Consider the following 20533-nt stretch of genomic DNA (forward strand, 5'->3'; position numbering starts at 1 on the left):
TCTTCGAAGAGCTTTCCCCGCTTAGAGCTCCACCTGTTTTCCATGGGCATAGTTGGACGGGCCGCGGGTGCGAAAGACCTCGCGGAAATGGGTGGGTTCGGGGCCTTTCGGGCCGTCCTGTGCATCTGCCAGATAGGCACCAACGATGGTGTCCACCTGCCGTTCCGCATCCAGCAGACGGATCTGGGCATGGGCCTCATCGGTGATCAGCTCGGCCTCGGCATGATACCGGGTCCAGCGGTCATCGGCTGTCTGGTAGACAACATCGCCCTCCAGCAGGTGATTGGCGGTGATGACCTTGGGGGTGAAGTCACGGGGCATTTGCAAGCTCCTGCAAGTCTGGCAACCGGGCCTCCGCCGCGCGGGGCGCGAGACCATAAAGAAGGATGGCGGGGCCGGTCAGCTCGGCGGCATCAAGATCGCTTGCCAGCGTGGCCAGGGTGCTGGCGACGGTGCGCTGGTTGGGGCGAGAGGCGTTTTCCACGATACTGACGGGCGTCGCCGCCGGGGCACCATGCATCAGCAAACGGCCTTGCAGGAAGCGCGCGCCTTTCTTGGCCATGTAGATTGCGGCCACGGTACCGGGGCGGGCCAGCGCGGCCCAGTCCTGCTCGGCAAACCCTTCGGTGTCATGGCCGGTCAGCACCCGCAGCGCTGAATTGCGGCCCCGGCGCGTGAGGCTCTGGCCGATCCCGGCGGCGGCGGCAGAGGCCGAGGTGATGCCGGGCACGATGGACCAGCTGATCCCCGCCGCGTCGAGCGCCTCGATTTCCTCGTCAAGACGGCCATAGATCACGGGATCACCGGATTTCAAACGCACCACTTGCAGGCCCTGCGACGCGTGGTCCACCATCAGCCGGGCGATTTCCGCTTGCGGGGTGTGGCGGCCAAAGCCCTGTTTGCCCACATCGAGAAGCGTGGCTTCACGGCGGGCGAGTTCGAGGATTTCCGGCGCAACCAGCCGGTCATGAATGATCACATCGGCCTCGTCCAGCGTCTTGCGGGCCTTCAATGTCAGCAGTTCCGGGTCGCCAGGACCTGCGCCAACAAGCGCCACATGTCCCTCGCGCGGCGCGGCGGTCAGATGCTCGGCCAGAAGCGCGCGCAGACCATCCTGCACGCCTTGTTCACCGCGCTCGGCCAGCGCCTTGGGGCCGGTGTCGAAATAATACTCCGCCCAGAAGTCGCGCCGCTTTCGCCCGAAGGGCAGGGCCTCCACCGCGCCGCGAAACGCCTTGCCGATGCGCGCCAGCGTGCCGAGCGTGACGGGCAGTTTCTCCTCCAGGTCGCGCTTGATGGCGCGGGCGAGAACGGGGGCCGCCCCTTCGGTGCCGATGGCCACAGTCACCGGATCACGGTCGACGATGGCAGGAGTGATGAAGGCGCTGTCATGCAGGTTGTCGACGATATTGACCAGCAGGCCGGCCCCTTCGGCAATGGCCTTGATCCGGGCATCCTGTGCCTCATCCTCATCGGCGGCATAGACCAGCACCGCGCCGGGCAGATCGGCGGGCGCAAGCGCGCGGCGGTGCAGGGTCAGGCGGCCCTCATCGGACCAGGCGGCAATCTCTGGCGCGGGGCTGTCGGAATAGACCTCGACCCGCGCTTCGGTCTTGAGCAGAAGCCGCAGCTTCGCCAATGCGGCCTCGCCGCCGCCAGACAGCAGGATGCGCCGGTTTTCGACCGAGAGGAAGATCGGAAAATGTTTCATTCGGGCTGATCCTGTCATTCCAGTTTCCGCCCCCAATGTAGGACAATTTTCCAATTATGCGCCAGATGGGCTTGTGAATAAGAACATATGTTTGCTATTGGGCTGCTTGAGTTGCTCGGTGTTCTTGAACGGAAAGGGGGCGCGAATGTCTGCCCAAATCGACGCGTTGGATCGGAAAATCCTCGCTGCACTGCAGGAAGATGCCAGCCAGTCGCTGGATGACATCGCCAGGAAAGTCGGGTCGTCCAAGACGCCTGTCTGGTCCCGAATCCGCAAGATGCGAGAGGCGGGGATCATAGGGAGGCAGACGGTTCTGCTGGATGCAGAGGCGCTTGGGCTGGAGGCCTGTTTCTTCGTGCTGATCCGCACGTCGGAACATGAATCGGACTGGCAGCAACGGTTCCTGCACGCGCTGCAAAGCCGCCCTGAAGTGCTGGAGGCACACAGGCTGGCGGGCGATATCGACTATATTCTCAAGGTGCGCGTGGCCAATGCGCGGGCCTATGACCGGTTCTATCAGGCGCTGATTTCAGAGGTGCGCATTCACAACGTCACGGCGCTGCTCAGCATGGAGGAGATCAAGTCCACCACGCTGTTGCCGATCCAGACCGAGACCTGAGCCCCCTCAGGCGCGGTGCATCACATCGCGGTTGCGGCAATAGGACGGTGCGTCCTCCAGCTTGGCGTTGTTGTCCAGCAGGCGACGGCAATCCTCGTGTTGCTTGCAAGCGGTACAGGACAACACCATGGATCGATAGGCCAAGGCAGAGCTTTCCACGTCCAGACCGCCAATATGGGTCAGGTCCACATCCAACCGGTCGGCCATATCGTCCACCAGACCGGCACTGTCGCTGAGAGTCTTGAAAATGCCCATCGGGGCCTCCTGTCTTCCTGTTCGGGGTCAGAAGGCACGGATCTCGTTGCAAATGCATTGATTTGGATCAAGCCGGGACCGGCATAAGCTCTGTCTCAACCGTCGCGCCATGTTCCAAAGTGCGATGGACCGGGCATTTGTCGGCGATCTCGAGCAGCCGTTCGCGTTGCGCGTCGTCCAAACTGCCCACAAGCGTGATCCGACGCATGAACCGGTCGATCCGCGCGTCCTGCCCGCCCGCGTCCTGCGCGTGCACCTTGTCATGTGTCACATCGACAGACACATGATCGAGCGGCCAGCCCTTGCGGCGGGCATACATGCGGATCGTCATCGAGGTGCAGGCGCCCAGACCGGCAGCAAGGAACTGGTAAGGCGTGAACCCCTGATTTGTGCCGCCATAGGCAATGGGTTCGTCCGCCACCGCGTGGTGGATCAGTCCCGCCTGAACGTCCTGCCGAAAGCCCTTCGGATCAGCCTCCGACACGCGGGTCACACCCTCGGGCGCGCCAATGGGCGGGGCGGGGCTGCGCAAGGGCAGGTAGCGCCCCGCCCATGCGGTGATGACCTCGGCGGCGTATTCCGCGTCCTCGGGGCGGCTGATCAGGTGATCGGCATCATCGAGCGTGACGAAGCTTTTGGGATGTTTCGCGGCCAGGAAGATCTCGGTCGCGTTCTCGATCCCCACAACGTTGTCGCGCGGGGCGTGCAGCACCAGTAGCGCCTTCTTCATGCTGGCAATCGCGGGCCCGAGCGCCTCGGCCCGCACATCCTCCACGAACCCCTTGCCGATGCGCACGGGACGCCCGCCCAGATGCACCTCGGCCACGCCGTCGCTGTCGATCCGTTCCAATGCATTGCCGAAATTCTGGGTGACATGGCCGGGATCGAAGGGCGCACCGATGGTCACCACGGCGCTGACGCTGTCGATCCGTCCCGCCGCCTTCAACACCGCAGCCCCGCCAAGCGAATGGCCGATCAGCATCGCAGGGGCCATGCCGCGGGCGGTTAACGCCTCGGCCGCGGCCAGAAGGTCATCCACGTTGGAGCTGAACGAAGTGTTCTCGAACTCGCCGCCCGAATGCCCCAACCCGGTGAAATCGAAGCGCAACACCGCGATGCCCATTCCCGCCAGTCGCGCTGCAATCCGGCGCGACGCTGCAATGTCTTTCCCGCATGTAAAGCAATGGGCGAGGATGGCCGTGGCCAGATGCGGGCCTTCCGGCATGTCCAGCCGGGCAGAAAGGTCGTGCCCGGCATGGCCGGGAAATGTGAAGCGATCAGTGGGCATGTGGGGCGTCCTTCGGGTGCGTGCCCTAGAAGACTGACGATGCCCCGCCGGTTTCGCAACCCGCCTCACGGGGGCGTGTTGGCCCGTGTGACGCAGTGACCGCCCATGGCCGTCTGTTCACAGTCTTGAAAGCTTCGTCCGATAGGTTTGCCGCGATCGAGGAAGGGATCGGTAGATTGCGCATGTTTGTCCTGTTCCTCCTGTCCACCGCGTTCCTTGTTTTGAACGGGGGCGTTGCGCGGGCGCAGACCGGGACCGCGCTGTCGCTGGAGGAAATGGCGCTGGCGGATTGTGCGGGGCGGGCTCTGGCCGTGGAACAGGCAATGCAGGAGGGGGCCTCGCCCAGGGAACACCGGGCGGCCATGGCCCGCGCCGATGCGTTGCTGCAGGTTGCCATCAATCGCTATGTCGCGATCAGCCGGGTGGAGGCTTTTCGGCGCCGCGCTGCATTGGCCTTGGCGGCTGAAAACATGCGGATGGGCCTTGCGATACAGATCACCGGCGCTGCGGATCGGGCGATTGACCGGGCCAACAGCGCCTTGGAGGAGGCGTGCCAACACTACCTCGACTGACCTCGGACGGGCGTTTTACCGCGTGTATCGCCAGCATTCTGGCGCGGGGCTGGACGGGCAGGGCAAAACCTGATGCCTTTCCAGCCATGCCAAGCGCCATGCCGGAGGCCCGATGAAGCAAAGCGCCCACTGGATCAGCCGTATCCTTCGCGGATCGGGGTGGGTCGCGGCAATCGCATGCTCAGCCCTGCTGCTGGCGGGATTTGCCGGGGCGCTTCATCCGGCGCTCGATTCGCTGGCATTGCTGCGCATTCCGGCAGCGGCAGGGTGCTTGGTCCTGGTGCTGCTTCTGGCACGACCGCGGGCGCTGGTCTGGTCCGGGGCCGGGGTATCGGCATCGGTCCTGATCGTGCTGTGTGCTGCAAGGATAGTGGCGGGACCGGACGGGCAGGGGATCACGGTCTACCAAAAGAACCTCTGGGCCGGGAACGTCGCCAGCCGGGCGCTGGTCGCCGATATCCGCGACAGCGGCGCCGATCTGGTGATGTTGCAGGAGGTCTCGGATCGCAACGTCCCGTTGCTGGCCCTGCTGGAAGACGACTATCCCCACCAGCAATTCTGCCGCTTCTCGGCCTGGAGCGGGATGGCCGTGCTGTCACGGTTTCCCGCCATCGGCGACGGCATCTGTTCGGACAGGCGCGGCATGGCGGGGCTGCGGGTCGAGGGGCCGAACGGCCCGGTCTGGGCGCTGTCCATCCACTTGCACTGGCCCTGGCCGCATGGTCAGGCACGGCAGGTGGCACGGCTGTTGCCGCAACTGGACGCGCTGGAAGGGCCGGTTATCATCGGTGGCGATTTCAACATGGTGCCTTGGGGGCATTCCGTGCGCTCCATCGCGGCGGCGACGGGTACGCATAGGGTGGGTCAGCGGCTGCCCACGATCTTCCCCTACGGCGCGCCGCTTCCCATCGACATGGTCTTCGCCCCGACGCCCGGCCGCAATGAACGCCGCCCTCTGTTCGGGTCCGACCACTATGGCCTTGTCGCGCGTGTTGCCGCCCCCTAGTCCCGCCAGCCCAGAAGCCGTTCGTCGAACGGATAGCTGGTCAGGTTCTCATACCCGTCTTCGGTGATCAGAACCTGATCCTCCAGCTTGATCGAGAAATCGCCGCCCTCGGGGCTGACCAGCGCCTCGACACAGAGCGTCATGCCCGGTTCCAGCACATAGTCGAACGCCCCCTCGACCGCGTGATCGGGATAGGCAATCAGGGGCCATTCATCGCACAGCCCCACACCATGCATCAGGCAGCCGTATTTCTGCTTCTGATACTGCGGTTCCAGCACATGGGTGTTCTTGGTCAACTCGCTGAAGTGAACGCCGGGTTTCAGCATTTCCATATTGGTCATGATGTGATCATAGGCCACGCGCATGGCGTGGATCATGTCGGGGCGCGGGTCGTCATCGCCGATCCACCAGGTGCGCGACAGGTCCGAGCAGATGCCGTAGCAGCCAATGAGGTCGGTATCGAAGGCCAGGATTTCGTTATTTTGCAGCACGCGGGGGCCGCATTCCTGGAACCACGGGTTGGTGCGCGGGCCGGTGGCCAGCAGTCGTGTTTCAATCCACTCGCCGCCACGCCGGATATTGGCCTTGTGCAGTTCCGCCCAGATGTCGTCTTCGGTCATGCCGGGTTCGGTCGCGGCCTCCATCTCGGCCATCGAGGCCTCACAGGCCAGCATCGCGCAGCGCATGGCGAGGATCTCGTCCGGGCCCTTGATCGAGCGGGCCTTTTCGGTAACCTCTTCGCCTTCCACGACGTCGAAGCCCCGCGCCTCCAATGCGCGCAGCCCGTGCAGCATGATCTTGTCCACCGCCAGCCGCTTGTTGCCGCCGGCATGTTCGCGGATCAGTTCTTCCACCTCGCCGGTCACCGCCTGCGCCTGTTGGTCAAGCTTGTCGCCTCGGTCGAAATAGAACAGGTCAAAGCCGGACCGAACCTCGCGCACCAGCGGGTTGTGATCGGCCAGGAAGGGCGAATTCTTGTAGTCCCACAGCACCATGTAGCCATCGGCGCAGACCAGGCAGGCGCGGAACGGGTTATGGGTGTTCCACAGCTGCATGTTGGTTGAGTCGGTGGCGTAGCGAATGTTGAGCGGATCGAACATCAAAAGACCGCCAAGCCCACGCTCGTTGATCTTGTCGACCAGCCGGGTCAGCCGGTACTGGCGCATGGCGGGCAGATTGGGCAGGATCAGCCCCGCCGCCTCGAATTCTGCATAGGCCAAAGGGGTCGGGCCGATCTCGATCCGGTCATTGTCGTTTAACGTGCCGTCAGGCAGGGACACGCCCTTGGTCGGGTCGATCTTGCGCGCGGGCAGGCGATAGGCTTCATTCATGACGAAAGCTCCCAAGGTCTTTGCGTCAGAGTGGCGGCGAACGCCCCGGGCGGCGCGCCGTTTTGCGGCATGAGAGAGGTCGAAAATGGAAGAAATCTGCCAAAACAGCCTGCCCTTCGCGCCCTGGCTGCATCCCGCCACGCGGCGGCTGCCCGGAATCCAGCCGCTCGATATGGGCGAGTGGCTGGTCCGGGACGAGGCGTTCGCCGCCCAGATGGCCCTGCGCGACCGGTTGCTGGCAGATCGGCGGGAAGATGTATTCCGTGCCTTGCCAGAAGCGATGGCAGCAGCAGAGGAGCTGTTGGCGCTGGTGCTGTCGCGGCTGGATGACGGGTATAGGCGGGCTGGAAATGTGGTGACGCGCCCTGATGGGGTGACAATTGACGTGACGGCCGACCACCCTCTGATAGGGGCCGCGCGGTTGGTGCAGGAGGACCTGTGCCTGCTGGACCAGAACGGGGGCGAGGGTGAGCACATCCTGACCGCAGCAGCCCTGTGCTTTCCCGCAAGCTGGACCCTGGCCCAGAAGATCGGCCACCCCATGACGCGCATTCACGTCCCGGTGGAGGAGTATACGGACAACATGGCCGCCCGCGTTCAGCGGCTGTTCGATGCGCTGCATGTGGACCGGCCGCTGTGGCGCGCCAATGCGTTGCTGTATCACGATCCGTCGCTCTACCAGCCACGCCGGGAGGATGACCGGCGTGACCCGCCGCAGGGCCGGGCGGAATACCTGCGGTCCGAACGCCAAAGCCTTTTGCGCCTGCCGGAAACCCGCGCGGTGGTGTTTTCCATTCACACCTGGGTGGTCCCGTGGACAAAGCTGAGCGAGGAACAGCGCGCGGGCCTTGACATCCACCCTGTCGAGACCGCAGGGCAGGGCGCATGAGCCAGATCGAAGACCAGTACAACGCCTATCCCTACCCGGAACGTGACCCGGCGGACGAAAAGAGACGTCTGATCACCGGGTCGCCTTCGCACCCGGTGGAGCTGGATCATTTCCTGTTCGCAGGCAAACGCGACTGGTCGCGGCCCCTGCGGGTGCTGGTGGCGGGCGGTGGAACGGGTGACGCGCTGATCCAGCTGGCGCAGGTGATGACCACGGCCGGAAAACCCTATGAGATCACCTATCTGGACCTGTCACGCTCTGCCCGGAAAGTAGCCGAGGAACGGGCCAAGGTGCGCGGGCTAACAGGCATCCGCTTTGAAACCGGGTCGCTGCTCAATGCCGCGCAATACGGGCCGTTCGACTATATCGACTGCTGCGGTGTGCTGCATCACCTGCCCCATCCGCAGGAGGGGTTCAACGCGCTGTCCGGGGCGCTGGCCCCCGATGGCGGCATCGGCCTGATGGTCTATGCGCCCTATGGCCGGTCCGGCGTCTACCCGCTGCAGGAGGCGTTCGGTGCGCTGCTGCAAGGCAGCCCCAAGGAACGGCTGAAGGCGGCGAAGGCCATCTATGCGCGCCTGCCGGAGGGCCACCCGTTCAAGCGCAACACGGTTCTGGTCGACCATGAACAGGGCGATGCGGGGTTTTATGACCTGCTTTTGCACAGTCAGGACCGGCCCTACACGATCCGGCAATTGCACGAGGCGCTGACTGCCGCCGGGCTGGAATCGGTGGGCTCGCCGCAGGCTTTTGCCTATGATCCCGCGCCTTACATCGGTGATCCGGGGCTTCTGGTCGGGATTGATCCGCTGACCCGGATGGAAATCGCCGAAAAGCTGCGCGGGACGATCAAGACCCATGTGCTCTACGCGGTTCCAGCAGGCAAAGCCGAGGGCCGCGTGGCGCAGCCGACGCCGCAATCGGTGCCGCATTTCAAGGGGGGGAATGCCGCAAAGGTCGTGCAGGCGATTGCCAAGAAGGGGGTGCTGCCCCTGAACCTTGGCGGCGAAAAGGTCGAGATCCCGGTGTCTGGCGCTGTTGTGGGCCTGCTGCGCCATGTGGACGGACGTAAATCTCTGTCTGAAATCGCGGCGGCTGAGCGGTTGGACCCGGTGGCGTTCTCGGCTCTCTGGAACGGGTTTTCCAAGGATCTGGCGCGCTACGGGCTGCTCTATTATTCCGCTATCCTGAGATGAACGTCGCCACGTTACATCTTGAAATGCTTGGATAGTTTCAGGCCCTGACCCTGGTAGTTCGAGGCCAGATCGGACCCGTACAAAACCTCCGGCAGCGCCGCCATGCGCTCATAGACCAGCCGCCCCACGACCTGACCGTGTTCCAGCACGAAGGGCGCTTCGTGGCAGCGCACCTCCAGCACCCCGCGCGCGCCCGCGCCACCTGCAGGGCCATAGCCGAAACCGGGGTCGAAGAAGCCCGCATAGTGCACCCGAAACTCGCCCACCATGGCCAGGTAGGGGGCCATTTCGGCGGCGCAATCGGGCGGGATTGTCACCGCCTCCTGGCTGACCAGAATATAGAAGGCACCGGGGTCGAGGATGATGCGGCCCTCGTCTGTTTCGATCTTTTCCCAGAACTCCGCCGGATCATAGTGGCCGATCAGATCGAGGTCGATCACCCCCGTATGCGGCTTTGCGCGGTAGCCCACCAGATTTCCCGCAGCAGGGCGCAGATCGACGGAAAAGCCAAGCCCGTCGTCAATGACCGCCTTGCCCGAGACAAGCGGTGCCTCGGCATGGCGCGCGCGCAGGTCGGCATCCGACAGCACCGCCTGACCGGACCGGAACCGGATCTGATTGAGCCGCATGCCCGGACGCACCAGAACCGAGAAGCTGCGCGGGCAGATCTCGGCATAAAGCGGGCCTTTGTACCCTTCCGCAATCCGGTCGAACTCCACCCCGTTATCGGTGATCGCGCGGGTCAGCAGGTCGAGCCGCCCGGTGGAGCTTTTGGCATTGGCCACGGCGGTGATTCCCGGCGGCAGCGCCAGCGATTCCATCAGCGGCACCACGTAGACGCAGCCCTTTTCCAGCACCGCACCCTTTGTCAGATCGACCTCATGCATGGTGAATTCTTCCAGCCGGTCCGCCACGCTGCGCCCTTCGCCGGACAGGAACGAGGCGCGCACGCGATAGGCCACGGTCCCAAGCCGCAGATCGAGACTGGCAGGCTGCACCTGCGTATCGGCAAAGGGCAGATCGGTCAGGATTTCGCCGCGCGCCGCCATGGCGTGGATCGCGTGATCGGGCAGAACGCCGGGCTGGGTCTGATCGGCTGGCATCGCGTCCTCCTGATACGGAAAACCGCCCCGCCCGGATGGGCAAGAGCGGTTTTAGGTGTTGGTCGGGCTAGCAGGACTCGAACCTGCGACCTTCCGTCCCCCAGACGGACGCGCTACCAGGCTGCGCCATAGCCCGACGTTCGGCTGTTCTAGCGATTTTGCTGCGGGGTGCAAGCGGGAATAGGCCGGAAAATCGCACATCTTCAAATTAGATCAGGCCGAATGTCCGCGACCGTCCAGCCGGTTTGCCAAGGCTTCCAGCCGGGCGACCATCGGGGCCAGTTGCTGCTGCTGCGAAAGCGAGAAGGGGACCGCGCCGTGGATCAGCGCCCGTAGCTCTGACAGAGGGGTCGGTGGGGCGTCCTCGTCCAGTTCTTCCGACAGGTCCACCTCCGCGCTTGCCATGGCAGCGATGGCGGTGTCCGCCGGTTCGGGTTCGGGTTCGGGTTCGGGTTCGGGTTCGGGTTCGGGTTCGCTTGCTTCTGACGAAGCGGCTTCGGCGATAACCTCGGGTTCAGGGGCAGGGGGCTCCTCCGCAGGCGCTTCCGGCTCGGATCGGTCCTCGTGCAGCTGTGCAACGAGTGGTTCCGCATCCGCCGGGGCATCTTCCCCCGCCAGCGCCTCGATATCTATGAACCCGGCCGTTCGCGGCGCCGTGTCTTCGACGGCAATGGCCTCAACCACCTGATCCTCTGCGCCGCTGTCCAGATCCTCGTCGAGCGGCGGCGAGAGCGCAGCCACATGGGTCACGCCTTCCTCGCGGATCAGCTTCTGGACGCCGCGAATCGTCAGGCCCTGATCGTGGAGCAGCGTCTTGATGCCGCCAATCAGCCGCATGTCAGCGGGGCGGTAGTAACGACGCCCGCCAGCGCGTTTCACCGGCTTGATCTGGCTGAACTTGCTTTCCCAGAAGCGCAGGGCATGGGCCTCGACCTCCAGCCAATCGGCCACCTCGCGGATGGTGCGGAAGGCCTGAGGCGACTTGTCGGCCATGCGGTCTTACCCCTTGTTGCCAGCGGCAACCCGGTCCTTCATCAGATGCGAGGGCCGGAAGGTCAGCACCCGGCGGGGCGGGATCGGGGCCTCTTCGCCGGTCTTGGGGTTGCGGCCGACGCGGGCCGTCTTGGAGCGGACCGAGAAGGTCCCGAACGAGGAAATCTTGACCTGCTCGCCGTCCACAAGGCTGTCGGACATCAGTTCAAGCACCCGCTCGACAAGGCCGGCGCTTTCATTGCGCGACAATCCTACTTCTCGGAACACGGCTTCGCTCAGGTCCATGCGTGTCAGGGTCTTGCCGGTCATGACTGTCCTCCCAGGGTGGCTGCACCATCCTGCGCCTTCACGGATAGCAAGTCAATATCAAGGGCTTGGGCGCAAACCTTACAAGCGGGGCCTTGCCGCCTTACCAGCGCAGAACCGCCGAACCCCAGGCCAGGCCGCCGCCGATGGCCTCTGCGACCAGCAGATCGCCCGGTTTGATATGGCCCTCTGCCACCCCCACCGACAGCGCCAGCGGGATCGACGCGGCAGAGGTATTGCCGTGATCCTGCACCGTGACGATGACCCGATCCATGCCGACACCCATCTTCTGGGCGGTGCGGGTGATGATGCGCAGATTGGCCTGATGGGGGACGATCCAGTCCACATCATCGGCCCCAAGCCCGGCGCGATCCAGCGCTGTATGCGCGGTTTGTGCAAGCTTTTCAACGGCGTGGCGGAAGACCTCTTTGCCTTCCATCTTCAACACGCCGCTGGATTGCGTGCGCGACACGCCGCCATCCACATAGAGCAGGTCGCGGAACTGTCCGTCGGAATGCAGATCGACCGACAGGATGCCACGATCGGCACTGGACCCGTCGCCTTCCCGCGCCTCCAGGATCAGCGCACCCGCGCCATCGCCGAACAGCACGCAGGTGGTGCGGTCTGTCCAATCCATGATGCGGCTGAAGGTTTCGGCGCCGATCACCAGCACGCGCTTGGCCTGGCCCGCCAGAACATAGGCGTTGGCGGTCGAAAGCGCGTAGATGAAGCCCGCGCAGACCGCCTGCACATCGAAGGCAAAGCCGTGGCGCATGCCAAGGCCCGCCTGGATCATCGTGGCGACGGAGGGGAAGGTCAGGTCGGGGGTCGATGTGGCGACGATGATGGCGTCGATATCGTCCGGCGTCAGCCCGGCATTGTCCAACGCGGCGCGGGCGGCCTTGATGCCCAGATCGGAGGTGGTTTCGCCTTCGTCCGCAAAGTGGCGGCGTTCGATGCCGGAGCGGGCGCGAATCCATTCGTCGGACGTGTCGACCATGGCCTCGAACTCGGAATTCGGGACAACGCGCTCGGGCAGGTAGTGGCCAATGCCGACCGCGACGGCTCGACGGGTCTTTGCGCCGGTTTCTCCGGTCATTCTTCGGAACCTCCGTTCACCTGGGCAATCGCCCGTTCGGATGCCGCGATACGCGCGGCCAGACGGTCACTGAACCCGGCTGCCGACAGTTCTGCCGCCAGTTTGATCGCCGCCGACACCCCGGTTCCGTCCGAGGAGCCATGGGATTTGACCACCGTCCCGTTCAGGCCCAGGAAGACCCCGCCATTCACCCGGCGCGGGTCGATCCGCCGCGACAGGCGCTGCAACGAGGTATAGGCCAGCACGGCGGCCAGTTTCGACAGGATGGAATAGCGGAAGGCTTCGCCCAGAAAGTCGCGGATCAGCCCGGCCGTGCCTTCGCCGGTTTTCAAGGCGACATTGCCGGTGAAGCCATCGGTCACGATCACGTCGACCCGATCAGACGGGATGTCACCGCCCTCGACAAAGCCCACATACTCGAAATTCGCGGCATTCGCGGCCGCGGCGATATTCTGCGAGGCGAGCTTCAATTCTGCCCGGCCCTTGAATTCCTCGGTGCCGACATTCAGCAGCCCGACCCGCGGGCGCCGAAGCCCAAGCCCGTTGCGCGCATAGGAGGCCCCCATGAGGGCATAATGCAGAAGCTCGGTTTCATCGGCGCGGATATCGGCCCCGACATCAAGCATGATGTTGAACCCGTGCGGATTGCGCGATGGCCAGAGGCAGGCGATGGCGGGGCGGTTCACGCCCTCGATCTTGCGCAGGCGCACCATGCTGATGGCCATGAGCGCGCCGGTATTGCCGCAGCTGATGGCCACGGTCGCCTCGCGGTTGCGCACCGATTCGATGGCCGACCACATGGAGGTGTCCTTGCCAGACCGCATGACCTGGCTTGGCTTGTCCTCCATGGTGACGACATCTGCGGCGTGGCGAATGTCACAACGCCCGGCAAGTTCGGACTTGCGGGCGATGAGGCTTTCCAGCTCGGACTTGTTGCCGTGAACGATGAAGCTCAGACTTGGGTTCTTGGCGGCGGATTTCGCCATGCCGTCGACAACGGCCGACGGCCCGCGATCCCCGCCCATGGCGTCGATTGACAGCACGATCTCAGACGTTGAAACGTCGCTTGCTCGTGCTGTGTCTGCCATGTTGGACCTGCCTTGGACGAACCCGCTGCGTTACGCTGCGTCGTCGTCCAGGTCGATCTCGTCCGCCTGCGCGATCACTTCGCGATCTGCATAGGTGCCGCAGGACGGGCAGATGTGGTGCGGGCGCTTGAGTTCGCCGCAAGAGGGGCACTCGTTCGGATTGCCTGCGGTCAGCGAATCGTGTGCACGACGCATATTCCGGCGCGAACGGGTGACTTTATTCTGGGGGACAGCCATGTCTCAACCTCGGTGTTTTTGCAGGGTGGGCTGTGGCAGCTTTGCCCCGCTTGCGTCTTTCAAATCGTTCTGTCTCGTATCCGCCTTGCATGCGTCGTTCCGGCTGGTCCGGACCGGCCGGGAGCGCCCGAACGGCGCGTCAGTCCTACGCGGCGAATGAGGCCGGGAACATACTCGGATTCCCCCGTCATGCAAGCCCTAATCACCACCCCGGTATCCCGCGTCAATCCGTGCTGTCATCGGCATCCGGCTTGCCAAGCTTATCGCGCAATTCCGCAAGCGCCGCAAAGGGTTTCGCGGCCTCGTCGGTCAGCGGCACGACGCCCGGTTCGGCAACGCTGACAGAGCCGAGCTCGGCCCCGTCGGCGCGGGGATAGAGAGGCAGGTTCAACGCCAGCGCCTCGGCCATGACCGTCGCGGGGTCGATATGGGACCCGAGCGGCTCGATCGTGTCATCCTCGGGCATCTCGGCCTCGCCATCCTCATCCAGAGCCAGATCGGGCATCCTGGCAAGGAAGCGTCGCGTCACCTCCACGTCGATCCGGGTCGTGACCGGGGCCAGCGTCACCACGCAGGGCTGCACCACCGTCGCCCCTAGCTTGCCGTCGAGCCGCCAGTCACGCTTGCCGTCGGCCCGGATTTCCCCGGCGAAGCGCAGTTTGCGAATCCCGTCAATGCCCAGATCCGCCGCCAGGTCCGCGCGGGCCGGGGCATCGGGCACGATCTCGAACCGGGTCGGGGTCTTGGTGGACAGATCCGACAGCGCGTATCCGGGCTCGGCAGGCTTGGATTGGGTCATCGGCTGCTCCTGTTCGATGCGGCGCGGCGTCGGGCAGCTTACGCGGAACTTGCCCTGTGCGCCATGGTCGGTTAAGCCGATAGAAAGCTTTGCCGGGCCTTGCAAGAGCCCGGTGCGATTGGGCGTGCAGGAGGATCAGGGCAGATGATCAGACAGCTTCGAGGCGGACGGCTGATTCTCGCGGGTCTTCTGGCCCTTGGTGTGAGCGCCTGTGCGGCGACCTACACAAATCACGGCTACATCCCGCCCGCCGAAGACCTGGAGATGATCCTGCCCGGCGTCGATACCCGTGACAGCGTGGCGGAAACCATCGGTCGCCCTGCGGCCTCCGGCGTCGTGTCGGAAAGCACCTGGTTCTATGTCGCCTCGCGTCACCGCCATTTCACCTACAACGCCCCCGAAGTGGTGGAGCGGGATATCGTGGCGATCAGCTTCGACAGTCGCGGGACGGTGGAAAACATCCGGGAACTTGGACTGGAGGACGGGGAAATCGTACGCTTTTCGCGTCGTGTGACCGAATCCAACATTCAGGAAGTCACCTTCCTGCGGCAACTGATCGGCAGCGTCGGTCGGGTGAACATCGCCGAAGCGCTGAACGGCAACTGACCGGCTGTTCAGGCATGGGCGCCCCCCCGATGATCATTTCGGCAGGTTGAGGCTTGTCGTCTTGATGTCATGCCCCCACAGTACCAGTGTATGAGCAATGGTAAGCGCCGTCTGCCCGATGGCGCCGGAGTATAGAGGTTCAGCGCATGAACCGACCGCTGACGCTGACACGGGGCCGATTCACGGCCCGATTTGCCCGCTCCGAGGGCGATCTCCACGCGGCCCAGAGACTGCGATTCCGATGTTTTCGGGGCGGGCGGCAGGATCGGGCTGCGCGTGATCACGACAGGTTCGACAGGCTGTGTCGCCATGTCCTGATAGAGGAGAGCGCGACCGGTCGGCTTGTCTGCTGCTACAGGCTTTTGTTTCTGGAAAGCGGTGCAGAGATCGCGCGCAGCTACTCTGCCCAGTATTACGAGCTCTCCGGTCTTGCGGGTTTCGCGCGCCCGATGGTCGAAATGGGCCGGTTCTGCATGGATCCGCTGAAGCACGATCCTGACATCCTGCGTCTGGCGTGGGGAACCATGACCGCTTTGGTGGACCGCGACGGGGTCGAGATGCTGTTTGGCTGTTCGTCCTTCCGGGGAACCGATGCCGCGCCCTATGCCGATGCCTTCGCGCTGTTGCGGCAACGTCATGTCGCGCCGGACTGCTGGCGGCCCGGGATCAAGGCGGGCCGGGTGATCGAGTTCCCGACCCTGACCGGCACCGCCCCGGACCCGCGGCTCGCGCAATCCGGTATGCCGCCGCTGTTGCGGACCTATCTGCTGATGGGGGGCTGGGTCAGCGATCATGCGGTGGTCGACCCGGATCTCGATACGCTGCATGTGTTCACCGGGCTGGAAATCCGCGCAGTACCGGCAGGCCGTGCCCGCTTGCTGCGCGCCCTATCGAAATGACTACCGCGTGATGCGGGAGGAGGGGCAGGGCCGCGATCCGGGCGCGGGAGGCGCAGGTCGGGCGGGCAACAGGGCAGGGGGGCGAAAACGGCGCATGCCAATCGCGCAATATGCCCCGAACCGGTGCCGGGAGTGTCCTGCAAACCCCGGCACAGCTCAGTAGATATAGCGGATCTGGTCGGTCCAGAACCGTTCCATGCGCTTCAGCGAATGGTTCACCTGGTCGATGCCATCGGGCCCGAGCACACCTTTTTCCTGAAGCGTGTCCGCATGGCGGCGAAACAGCCCGGTCACCACATCGCGCACTTCGCGGCCGCGATCGGTCAGCCGCACCCGCACCGACCGGCGGTCGATCTCGCAGCGCTGGTGGTGCATATAGCCCATCTCGACCAGTTTCTTGAGGTTATAAGAGACATTCGACCCCTGGTAATAGCCGCGCGATTTCAACTCGCCTGCCGTCACCTCGTGATCGCCGATATTGAACAGCAGGAGCGCCTGAACGGCGTTGATGTCCAGCACCCCCACGCGCTCGAATTCGTCCTTGATGACGTCGAGCAAGAGCCTGTGCAGCCGTTCCACCAGCGACAGGGATTCCAGATATCCCGGCATGACACCGTGCCGGGAGGTTTCGCCAAGGGGGCTGTGCAAACTCATCATGATCTCCGCATATCTGCTTGCCCCGCAGACTTGCCGATATTTCCAAATAATGAGTTAAACGCGCCCCAGTTTTTCAGGAGCTTTGTTTCGATGCCGCGCCATCTGCCAGAACCCGCGCGAATTCCGACATGTATTCAGGAGCTTGGCGCTGACCGGATATCCACTGGTAAAGATCCTGGTCTTCCTCTTCCAGCACCCGTTCAAAGAGATCGAGCGCCGCGTCATCGGCCGATTTCAGATGCGCGTCAGCCCATCCGCCCAGGATCAGGTCCATTTCCTTGGTGCCCCTGTGCCAGGCCCGCATATGCAGGCGCTTGAGGCGAATCTCGCGCGGCTCGGTGCTCATGTGCGGCCTTCTTCCTTGGAGAGGGTCTTGCGCAGCCGCTTTTCAAGGCGGCCCATCTGCTCGCCAAGCCGGGCGTGCTCCTGCCGGATCTGTCGCAGGTCGAGGATGATCTGATTGAGGTCACCTTCCACATCCACCAGATCGGGGTCTTCGGGGCCGCTGCCTTCCCCGGTCAGCAGCCAGCGGATCGACACGTTCAGCAGCCCCGCCACCATCTGAAGCTTGTTGGCACGCGGTTCGCTCCAGTCGTTTTCCCAGGCCACAACGGTCTTGAGTTTCACACCCAATCGCCGCGCCATGTCTTCCTGACTTACTCCCGCCGCCTCGCGCGCACCGGCAAGCCGATCTCCGAACGTGGCGATCTCTTCGCTGAACCAATCCGCTTGGCCTGGGGTCGTGTCGGTCATTCCATCTCCTTCCACGGGGCATTTTGGCCCCTTGATCGTTAAGCATCGCGACCCTAAGCAGGGCAAGAGCCGATGTAAACCGGACCGATTGACCGGCCCCCTCGCAACCCTGGAGAATTCAGATGACCTTCCTGTCCGAAACGCTGGCCCGCGTGAAACCTTCGCCGACCATCGCGGTGTCCACCCTTGCGGCGGAACTCAAGGCTGCGGGCAAGGACGTGATCGGCCTCGGCGCGGGGGAACCCGATTTCAACACGCCTCAGAACATCTGTGACGCGGCGAAAGCGGCGATTGATGCGGGCAAGACCAAGTATACCGCCCCCGATGGCATCGTGGAGCTGAAACAGGCGATCTGCGACAAGCTGCAACGCGACAACGGGCTGAGCTACACGACCAAGCAGGTCAGCATCGGCACGGGCGGCAAGCAGATCCTCTACAACGCGCTGATGGCAACGCTCAATCCCGGCGATGAGGTGGTCATTCCCGCGCCCTATTGGGTCAGCTACCCCGACATGGTGCTGCTGGCGGGCGGCGAGCCGGTGATTGCCTCGGCCCGCGCCGAAAACGCCTACAAACTGACGGCAGAGGAGCTGGAGGCCGCGATCACGCCGAAAACCAAGTGGTTCATCTTCAACTCGCCCTCGAACCCGACCGGTGCGGGCTACAATGCCGAGGAGCTGAAGGCGCTGACCGATGTTCTGATGCGCCATCCGCATGTCTGGGTGATGACCGACGACATGTATGAACACCTGGTCTATGACGGGTTCGAATTCGTGACGCCCGCGCAGGTGGAACCGGGCCTTTATGACCGCACGCTCACCTGCAACGGCGTGTCCAAGGCCTATGCCATGACCGGCTGGCGGATCGGCTATGCCGCAGGGCCCGAAAGCCTGATCGGCGCGATGCGCAAGATCCAGTCGCAATCGACGTCCAACCCCTGTTCGATCAGCCAATGGGCGGCGGTCGAGGCGCTGAATGGCACCCAGGACTACATCGCCACCAACAACGCCGTCTTCAAACGCCGCCGCGACATGGTGGTCGAGATGCTGAACGCGGCCAAGGGCATCACCTGCCCGACGCCTGAAGGCGCGTTCTACGTCTATCCCTCCATCGCGGGCTGCATGGGCAAAACCACGCCGGGTGGCAAAGTGATCGAGACCGACGAGGATTTCGCAACGGCGCTGCTGGAGGAAAAGGGCGTCGCCGTTGTGTTCGGCGGGGCCTTCGGCCTTTCCCCCAATTTCCGCGTGTCTTACGCGACCTCGGACGAGAATCTTGAAAAGGCCTGCACCCGGATTCAGGAATTCTGCGCGGAGCTAAGCTGAGCGTCCACGCTCTGCGATCATCAATCAGGCCCCGTCATGACCCATGGCGGGGCCTGTCTTTTGAACGGGTGATCATTTGGGCTTTTGGGCGGGCGTGCCGCTCGATATCCTTCTGCAAGATCCGGGCACGGGGATGCGAAGGAGCCAAGACTTGAACATCCTGTTCATCATGTATGACCAACTGAGGTTCGACTATCTCAGCTGCGCAGGGCACCCGCATCTGCACACGCCCAATTTCGACCGGGTGGCGGCAAAGGGCCTGCGTTTTACCAATGCCTATTGCCAGTCGCCCATCTGTGGCGCCAGCCGGATGAGCTTTTACACCGGGCGCTATGCGTCCTCGCACGGGGCGCAATGGAACGGCTACCCCCTGCGCGTGGGCGAACAGACCATGGGCGATCACCTGCGCAAGGTGGGGATGGACTGCTGGCTCATTGGCAAGACACACATGAAGGCGGATGCAGAGGGCATGGCGCGGCTCGGGCTGGAGCCTGACAGCCTGATCGGTGCGCGGCAGGCGGAATGCGGGTTTGACGCATGGGTGCGCGATGACGGGCTGTGGGCCGAAGGGCCGGACGGGTTCTATGACGAGAAACGCTCGCCTTATAATGAGTACCTGAAATCAAGGGGATATGACGGGGATAACCCCTGGTCGCAGAATGCGAATGCCGGGGTCAGGGACGGCCAGATCGCCTCTGCCTGGATGTTCGACAATTGCGACCTCCCTGCCAATATCCGCGAGGAAGACAGTGAAACCCCGTGGCTGACCCAGAAAACCATCGAGTTCATGGAGGCGCAGACCGGCCCCTGGTGCGCCCATGTCTCCTATATCAAGCCGCATTGGCCCTATATCGTGCCTGCGCCCTACCATGACATGTACGGCGCCAATCACGTGCCCGCGCCAACGCGATCCGACGACGAATGGCGTGACGTCCACCCGGTTTTCGGGGCCTTCCTGAAGGGCAAGGTGGCCGAGGCCTTCCAGCGGGACGAGGTGCGCCAGAAGGTCATCCCCGCCTATATGGGCCTGATCAAGCAATGTGACGACCAGTTGGGGGTGATCCTCGACTATCTCGACCGGACCGGGAAGGCGGATGATACGATGATCGTGCTGACCTCGGACCATGGCGATTATCTGGGTGATCACTGGATGGGGGAAAAGGACCTGTTCCATGACCCCTCGGTCAAGATCCCAATGATCGTCTATGACCCGCGGGCAGAGGCGGATGCCACCCGTGGCACGACCTGCGACGCACTGGTGGAATCGCTCGATCTGGCCGCCACCTTCGTGGAGGTCGCGGGAGGCGAGGTGCCGGGCCATATCATCGAGGGCCGCTCGCTCTTGCCATGGCTGCGCGGCGAAACACCGGACTGGCGTGACTTCGTCATCAGCGAATACGACTATTCCGCCCGCCCCTTCGGTGAAACGCTGGTCAGCCGCAGCGCCGATGCGCGGCTTTTCATGGTGTTTGACGGGCGCTGGAAGCTCATCCATGCCGAGGGCGGGTTCCGCCCGATGCTGTTCGATCTGGAAACTGACCCCGATGAGTTGAACGACCTCGCCCGAGACCCCGGCCATGAGGACCAGATCGCGCGGATGCGGGGCCTGCTGGCCGGGTGGGGTCTGCGCCTGTCGCAGCGGGTGACGAAATCGGACGCCGATATCGCCGCCATGCGGGGCCGGTCTCTCCGGCGGGGGATTTTGCCGTTTCTCTATGACGGCAGCGAAGTGCCTGCCGAACTGGTCGAGAAATACCACGGCCCTGCCGGGACGGATTACACCCCGCCCGACAAGGGCTGA

The 20533-nt window shown here is 63.8% G+C and carries 24 protein-coding genes and 1 tRNA gene; 9 read left to right on the forward strand and 16 right to left on the reverse strand.

Annotated elements, in window-relative coordinates; translation table 11 throughout:
* Positions 1–21 precede the first annotated feature (21 nt).
* Positions 22–321, reverse strand: coding sequence for a DUF2849 domain-containing protein (locus tag RBB16_RS05640; RefSeq protein ID WP_306045232.1), 300 nt, complete (start codon positions 319–321; stop codon positions 22–24).
* A complete protein-coding gene (cysG, locus tag RBB16_RS05645) occupies positions 311–1711 on the reverse strand; it encodes a siroheme synthase CysG (protein ID WP_306045233.1) in 1401 nt (466 codons plus the stop codon). Before cysG ends, RBB16_RS05640 begins: the two co-directional genes overlap by 11 nt.
* A gap of 145 nt (positions 1712–1856) precedes the next feature.
* On the opposite strand from cysG, the gene RBB16_RS05650 reads away from it, so the two are divergent.
* Complete coding sequence (locus tag RBB16_RS05650) at positions 1857–2330, forward strand: Lrp/AsnC family transcriptional regulator (protein ID WP_071690363.1); 474 nt, start codon at positions 1857–1859, stop codon at positions 2328–2330.
* A 6-nt stretch (positions 2331–2336) separates the two neighbouring features.
* On the opposite strand, the gene RBB16_RS05655 is transcribed toward RBB16_RS05650, so the two are convergent.
* Together RBB16_RS05655 and RBB16_RS05660 are read right to left on the reverse strand one after the other, a co-directional pair.
* The gene (locus RBB16_RS05655; RefSeq protein ID WP_306045234.1) at positions 2337–2585 is read right to left on the reverse strand and encodes a DUF6455 family protein; all 249 of its coding nucleotides are present in this window, start codon (positions 2583–2585) and stop codon (positions 2337–2339) included.
* A gap of 67 nt (positions 2586–2652) precedes the next feature.
* Positions 2653–3873: a bifunctional alpha/beta hydrolase/OsmC family protein gene (locus RBB16_RS05660; RefSeq protein ID WP_306045235.1), complete on the reverse strand. Its 1221-nt coding sequence runs from the start codon at positions 3871–3873 to the stop codon at positions 2653–2655.
* Between the two features lie 176 nt (positions 3874–4049).
* Here RBB16_RS05660 and RBB16_RS05665 point away from each other — a divergent pair, with 176 nt between their 5' ends.
* Both RBB16_RS05665 and RBB16_RS05670 read left to right on the forward strand, forming a co-directional pair.
* Positions 4050–4445, forward strand: a complete 396-nt coding sequence (locus tag RBB16_RS05665) for a hypothetical protein (protein ID WP_306045236.1) — start codon at positions 4050–4052, stop codon at positions 4443–4445.
* 112 nt (positions 4446–4557) lie between these two features.
* Positions 4558–5451, forward strand: a complete 894-nt coding sequence (locus RBB16_RS05670; RefSeq protein ID WP_306045238.1) for an endonuclease/exonuclease/phosphatase family protein — start codon at positions 4558–4560, stop codon at positions 5449–5451.
* On the opposite strand, the gene dddP is transcribed toward RBB16_RS05670, so the two are convergent.
* Entirely contained in the window at positions 5448–6782 is a 1335-nt protein-coding gene (gene dddP, locus RBB16_RS05675) for a dimethylsulfonioproprionate lyase DddP (RefSeq protein WP_306045239.1), read from the reverse strand. The genes RBB16_RS05670 and dddP overlap by 4 nt on opposite strands.
* An 85-nt stretch (positions 6783–6867) precedes the next feature.
* On the opposite strand from dddP, the gene RBB16_RS05680 reads away from it, so the two are divergent.
* Both RBB16_RS05680 and RBB16_RS05685 read left to right on the forward strand, forming a co-directional pair.
* Positions 6868–7671, forward strand: coding sequence for a DUF3445 domain-containing protein (locus RBB16_RS05680; RefSeq protein WP_306045240.1), 804 nt, complete (start codon positions 6868–6870; stop codon positions 7669–7671).
* Positions 7668–8867: a class I SAM-dependent methyltransferase gene (locus RBB16_RS05685; protein ID WP_306045241.1), complete on the forward strand. Its 1200-nt coding sequence runs from the start codon at positions 7668–7670 to the stop codon at positions 8865–8867. The genes RBB16_RS05680 and RBB16_RS05685 overlap by 4 nt, the downstream gene beginning before the upstream one ends.
* 11 nt (positions 8868–8878) lie before the next feature.
* Here RBB16_RS05685 and RBB16_RS05690 read toward each other — a convergent pair whose 3' ends face one another.
* From RBB16_RS05690 to RBB16_RS05725, 8 genes are all read right to left on the reverse strand, one after another.
* Positions 8879–9970, reverse strand: a complete 1092-nt coding sequence (locus RBB16_RS05690) for a 2'-deoxycytidine 5'-triphosphate deaminase (protein ID WP_306045242.1) — start codon at positions 9968–9970, stop codon at positions 8879–8881.
* A 59-nt stretch (positions 9971–10029) separates the two neighbouring features.
* A tRNA-Pro gene (locus RBB16_RS05695) sits at positions 10030–10106 on the reverse strand.
* Between the two features lie 77 nt (positions 10107–10183).
* On the reverse strand, positions 10184–10963 hold the full coding sequence (locus tag RBB16_RS05700; protein WP_306045243.1) for a MerR family transcriptional regulator: 780 nt from the start codon (positions 10961–10963) through the stop codon (positions 10184–10186).
* A gap of 6 nt (positions 10964–10969) precedes the next feature.
* Positions 10970–11272: an integration host factor subunit alpha gene (ihfA, locus tag RBB16_RS05705; protein ID WP_071690371.1), complete on the reverse strand. Its 303-nt coding sequence runs from the start codon at positions 11270–11272 to the stop codon at positions 10970–10972.
* Between the two features lie 100 nt (positions 11273–11372).
* Positions 11373–12368: a beta-ketoacyl-ACP synthase III gene (locus RBB16_RS05710; protein WP_306045244.1), complete on the reverse strand. Its 996-nt coding sequence runs from the start codon at positions 12366–12368 to the stop codon at positions 11373–11375.
* Positions 12365–13456, reverse strand: coding sequence for a phosphate acyltransferase PlsX (gene plsX, locus RBB16_RS05715; protein ID WP_306045245.1), 1092 nt, complete (start codon positions 13454–13456; stop codon positions 12365–12367). Before plsX ends, RBB16_RS05710 begins: the two co-directional genes overlap by 4 nt.
* A 30-nt stretch (positions 13457–13486) precedes the next feature.
* Positions 13487–13693, reverse strand: a complete 207-nt coding sequence (gene rpmF / locus RBB16_RS05720) for a 50S ribosomal protein L32 (protein ID WP_071690374.1) — start codon at positions 13691–13693, stop codon at positions 13487–13489.
* Positions 13694–13916: 223 nt separating this feature from the next.
* A complete protein-coding gene (locus tag RBB16_RS05725; protein WP_306045246.1) occupies positions 13917–14492 on the reverse strand; it encodes a DUF177 domain-containing protein in 576 nt (191 codons plus the stop codon).
* A 144-nt stretch (positions 14493–14636) separates the two neighbouring features.
* On the opposite strand from RBB16_RS05725, the gene RBB16_RS05730 reads away from it, so the two are divergent.
* A complete protein-coding gene (locus RBB16_RS05730; RefSeq protein ID WP_306045247.1) occupies positions 14637–15098 on the forward strand; it encodes an outer membrane protein assembly factor BamE in 462 nt (153 codons plus the stop codon).
* A gap of 146 nt (positions 15099–15244) precedes the next feature.
* Complete coding sequence (locus RBB16_RS05735) at positions 15245–15997, forward strand: GNAT family N-acetyltransferase (protein WP_306045248.1); 753 nt, start codon at positions 15245–15247, stop codon at positions 15995–15997.
* 156 nt (positions 15998–16153) lie between these two features.
* Here RBB16_RS05735 and RBB16_RS05740 read toward each other — a convergent pair whose 3' ends face one another.
* From RBB16_RS05740 to RBB16_RS05750, 3 genes are all read right to left on the reverse strand, one after another.
* Complete coding sequence (locus RBB16_RS05740) at positions 16154–16651, reverse strand: MarR family winged helix-turn-helix transcriptional regulator (RefSeq protein WP_071690382.1); 498 nt, start codon at positions 16649–16651, stop codon at positions 16154–16156.
* A 76-nt stretch (positions 16652–16727) separates the two neighbouring features.
* Positions 16728–17000 (reverse strand): succinate dehydrogenase assembly factor 2, encoded by a 273-nt coding sequence (locus RBB16_RS05745; protein ID WP_306045249.1) that lies wholly within the window; start codon positions 16998–17000, stop codon positions 16728–16730.
* Positions 16997–17407, reverse strand: coding sequence for a helix-turn-helix domain-containing protein (locus tag RBB16_RS05750; protein ID WP_071690384.1), 411 nt, complete (start codon positions 17405–17407; stop codon positions 16997–16999). Before RBB16_RS05750 ends, RBB16_RS05745 begins: the two co-directional genes overlap by 4 nt.
* A gap of 122 nt (positions 17408–17529) precedes the next feature.
* Here RBB16_RS05750 and RBB16_RS05755 point away from each other — a divergent pair, with 122 nt between their 5' ends.
* Together RBB16_RS05755 and RBB16_RS05760 are read left to right on the forward strand one after the other, a co-directional pair.
* On the forward strand, positions 17530–18732 hold the full coding sequence (locus RBB16_RS05755; protein WP_306045250.1) for a pyridoxal phosphate-dependent aminotransferase: 1203 nt from the start codon (positions 17530–17532) through the stop codon (positions 18730–18732).
* A gap of 151 nt (positions 18733–18883) precedes the next feature.
* A complete protein-coding gene (locus RBB16_RS05760; protein WP_306045251.1) occupies positions 18884–20533 on the forward strand; it encodes a sulfatase-like hydrolase/transferase in 1650 nt (549 codons plus the stop codon).

The organism is Nioella sp. MMSF_3534 (assembly GCF_030732985.1).
Taxonomy (GTDB): domain Bacteria; phylum Pseudomonadota; class Alphaproteobacteria; order Rhodobacterales; family Rhodobacteraceae; genus Nioella.

What these genes read in the sequence shown, in the direction of transcription:
- RBB16_RS05640 (WP_306045232.1), bottom strand. Translation starts at nt 321, where the DNA reads ATGCCCCGTGACTTCACCCCCAAGGTCATCACCGCCAATCACCTGCTG.
- cysG (WP_306045233.1), bottom strand. Translation starts at nt 1,711, where the DNA reads ATGAAACATTTTCCGATCTTCCTCTCGGTCGAAAACCGGCGCATCCTG.
- RBB16_RS05650 (WP_071690363.1), top strand. Translation starts at nt 1,857, where the DNA reads ATGTCTGCCCAAATCGACGCGTTGGATCGGAAAATCCTCGCTGCACTG.
- RBB16_RS05655 (WP_306045234.1), bottom strand. Translation starts at nt 2,585, where the DNA reads ATGGGCATTTTCAAGACTCTCAGCGACAGTGCCGGTCTGGTGGACGAT.
- RBB16_RS05660 (WP_306045235.1), bottom strand. Translation starts at nt 3,873, where the DNA reads ATGCCCACTGATCGCTTCACATTTCCCGGCCATGCCGGGCACGACCTT.
- RBB16_RS05670 (WP_306045238.1), top strand. Translation starts at nt 4,558, where the DNA reads ATGAAGCAAAGCGCCCACTGGATCAGCCGTATCCTTCGCGGATCGGGG.
- dddP (WP_306045239.1), bottom strand. Translation starts at nt 6,782, where the DNA reads ATGAATGAAGCCTATCGCCTGCCCGCGCGCAAGATCGACCCGACCAAG.
- RBB16_RS05680 (WP_306045240.1), top strand. Translation starts at nt 6,868, where the DNA reads ATGGAAGAAATCTGCCAAAACAGCCTGCCCTTCGCGCCCTGGCTGCAT.
- RBB16_RS05685 (WP_306045241.1), top strand. Translation starts at nt 7,668, where the DNA reads ATGAGCCAGATCGAAGACCAGTACAACGCCTATCCCTACCCGGAACGT.
- RBB16_RS05690 (WP_306045242.1), bottom strand. Translation starts at nt 9,970, where the DNA reads ATGCCAGCCGATCAGACCCAGCCCGGCGTTCTGCCCGATCACGCGATC.
- RBB16_RS05700 (WP_306045243.1), bottom strand. Translation starts at nt 10,963, where the DNA reads ATGGCCGACAAGTCGCCTCAGGCCTTCCGCACCATCCGCGAGGTGGCC.
- ihfA (WP_071690371.1), bottom strand. Translation starts at nt 11,272, where the DNA reads ATGACCGGCAAGACCCTGACACGCATGGACCTGAGCGAAGCCGTGTTC.
- RBB16_RS05710 (WP_306045244.1), bottom strand. Translation starts at nt 12,368, where the DNA reads ATGACCGGAGAAACCGGCGCAAAGACCCGTCGAGCCGTCGCGGTCGGC.
- plsX (WP_306045245.1), bottom strand. Translation starts at nt 13,456, where the DNA reads ATGGCAGACACAGCACGAGCAAGCGACGTTTCAACGTCTGAGATCGTG.
- rpmF (WP_071690374.1), bottom strand. Translation starts at nt 13,693, where the DNA reads ATGGCTGTCCCCCAGAATAAAGTCACCCGTTCGCGCCGGAATATGCGT.
- RBB16_RS05725 (WP_306045246.1), bottom strand. Translation starts at nt 14,492, where the DNA reads ATGACCCAATCCAAGCCTGCCGAGCCCGGATACGCGCTGTCGGATCTG.
- RBB16_RS05730 (WP_306045247.1), top strand. Translation starts at nt 14,637, where the DNA reads ATGATCAGACAGCTTCGAGGCGGACGGCTGATTCTCGCGGGTCTTCTG.
- RBB16_RS05735 (WP_306045248.1), top strand. Translation starts at nt 15,245, where the DNA reads ATGAACCGACCGCTGACGCTGACACGGGGCCGATTCACGGCCCGATTT.
- RBB16_RS05740 (WP_071690382.1), bottom strand. Translation starts at nt 16,651, where the DNA reads ATGAGTTTGCACAGCCCCCTTGGCGAAACCTCCCGGCACGGTGTCATG.
- RBB16_RS05745 (WP_306045249.1), bottom strand. Translation starts at nt 17,000, where the DNA reads ATGAGCACCGAGCCGCGCGAGATTCGCCTCAAGCGCCTGCATATGCGG.
- RBB16_RS05750 (WP_071690384.1), bottom strand. Translation starts at nt 17,407, where the DNA reads ATGACCGACACGACCCCAGGCCAAGCGGATTGGTTCAGCGAAGAGATC.
- RBB16_RS05755 (WP_306045250.1), top strand. Translation starts at nt 17,530, where the DNA reads ATGACCTTCCTGTCCGAAACGCTGGCCCGCGTGAAACCTTCGCCGACC.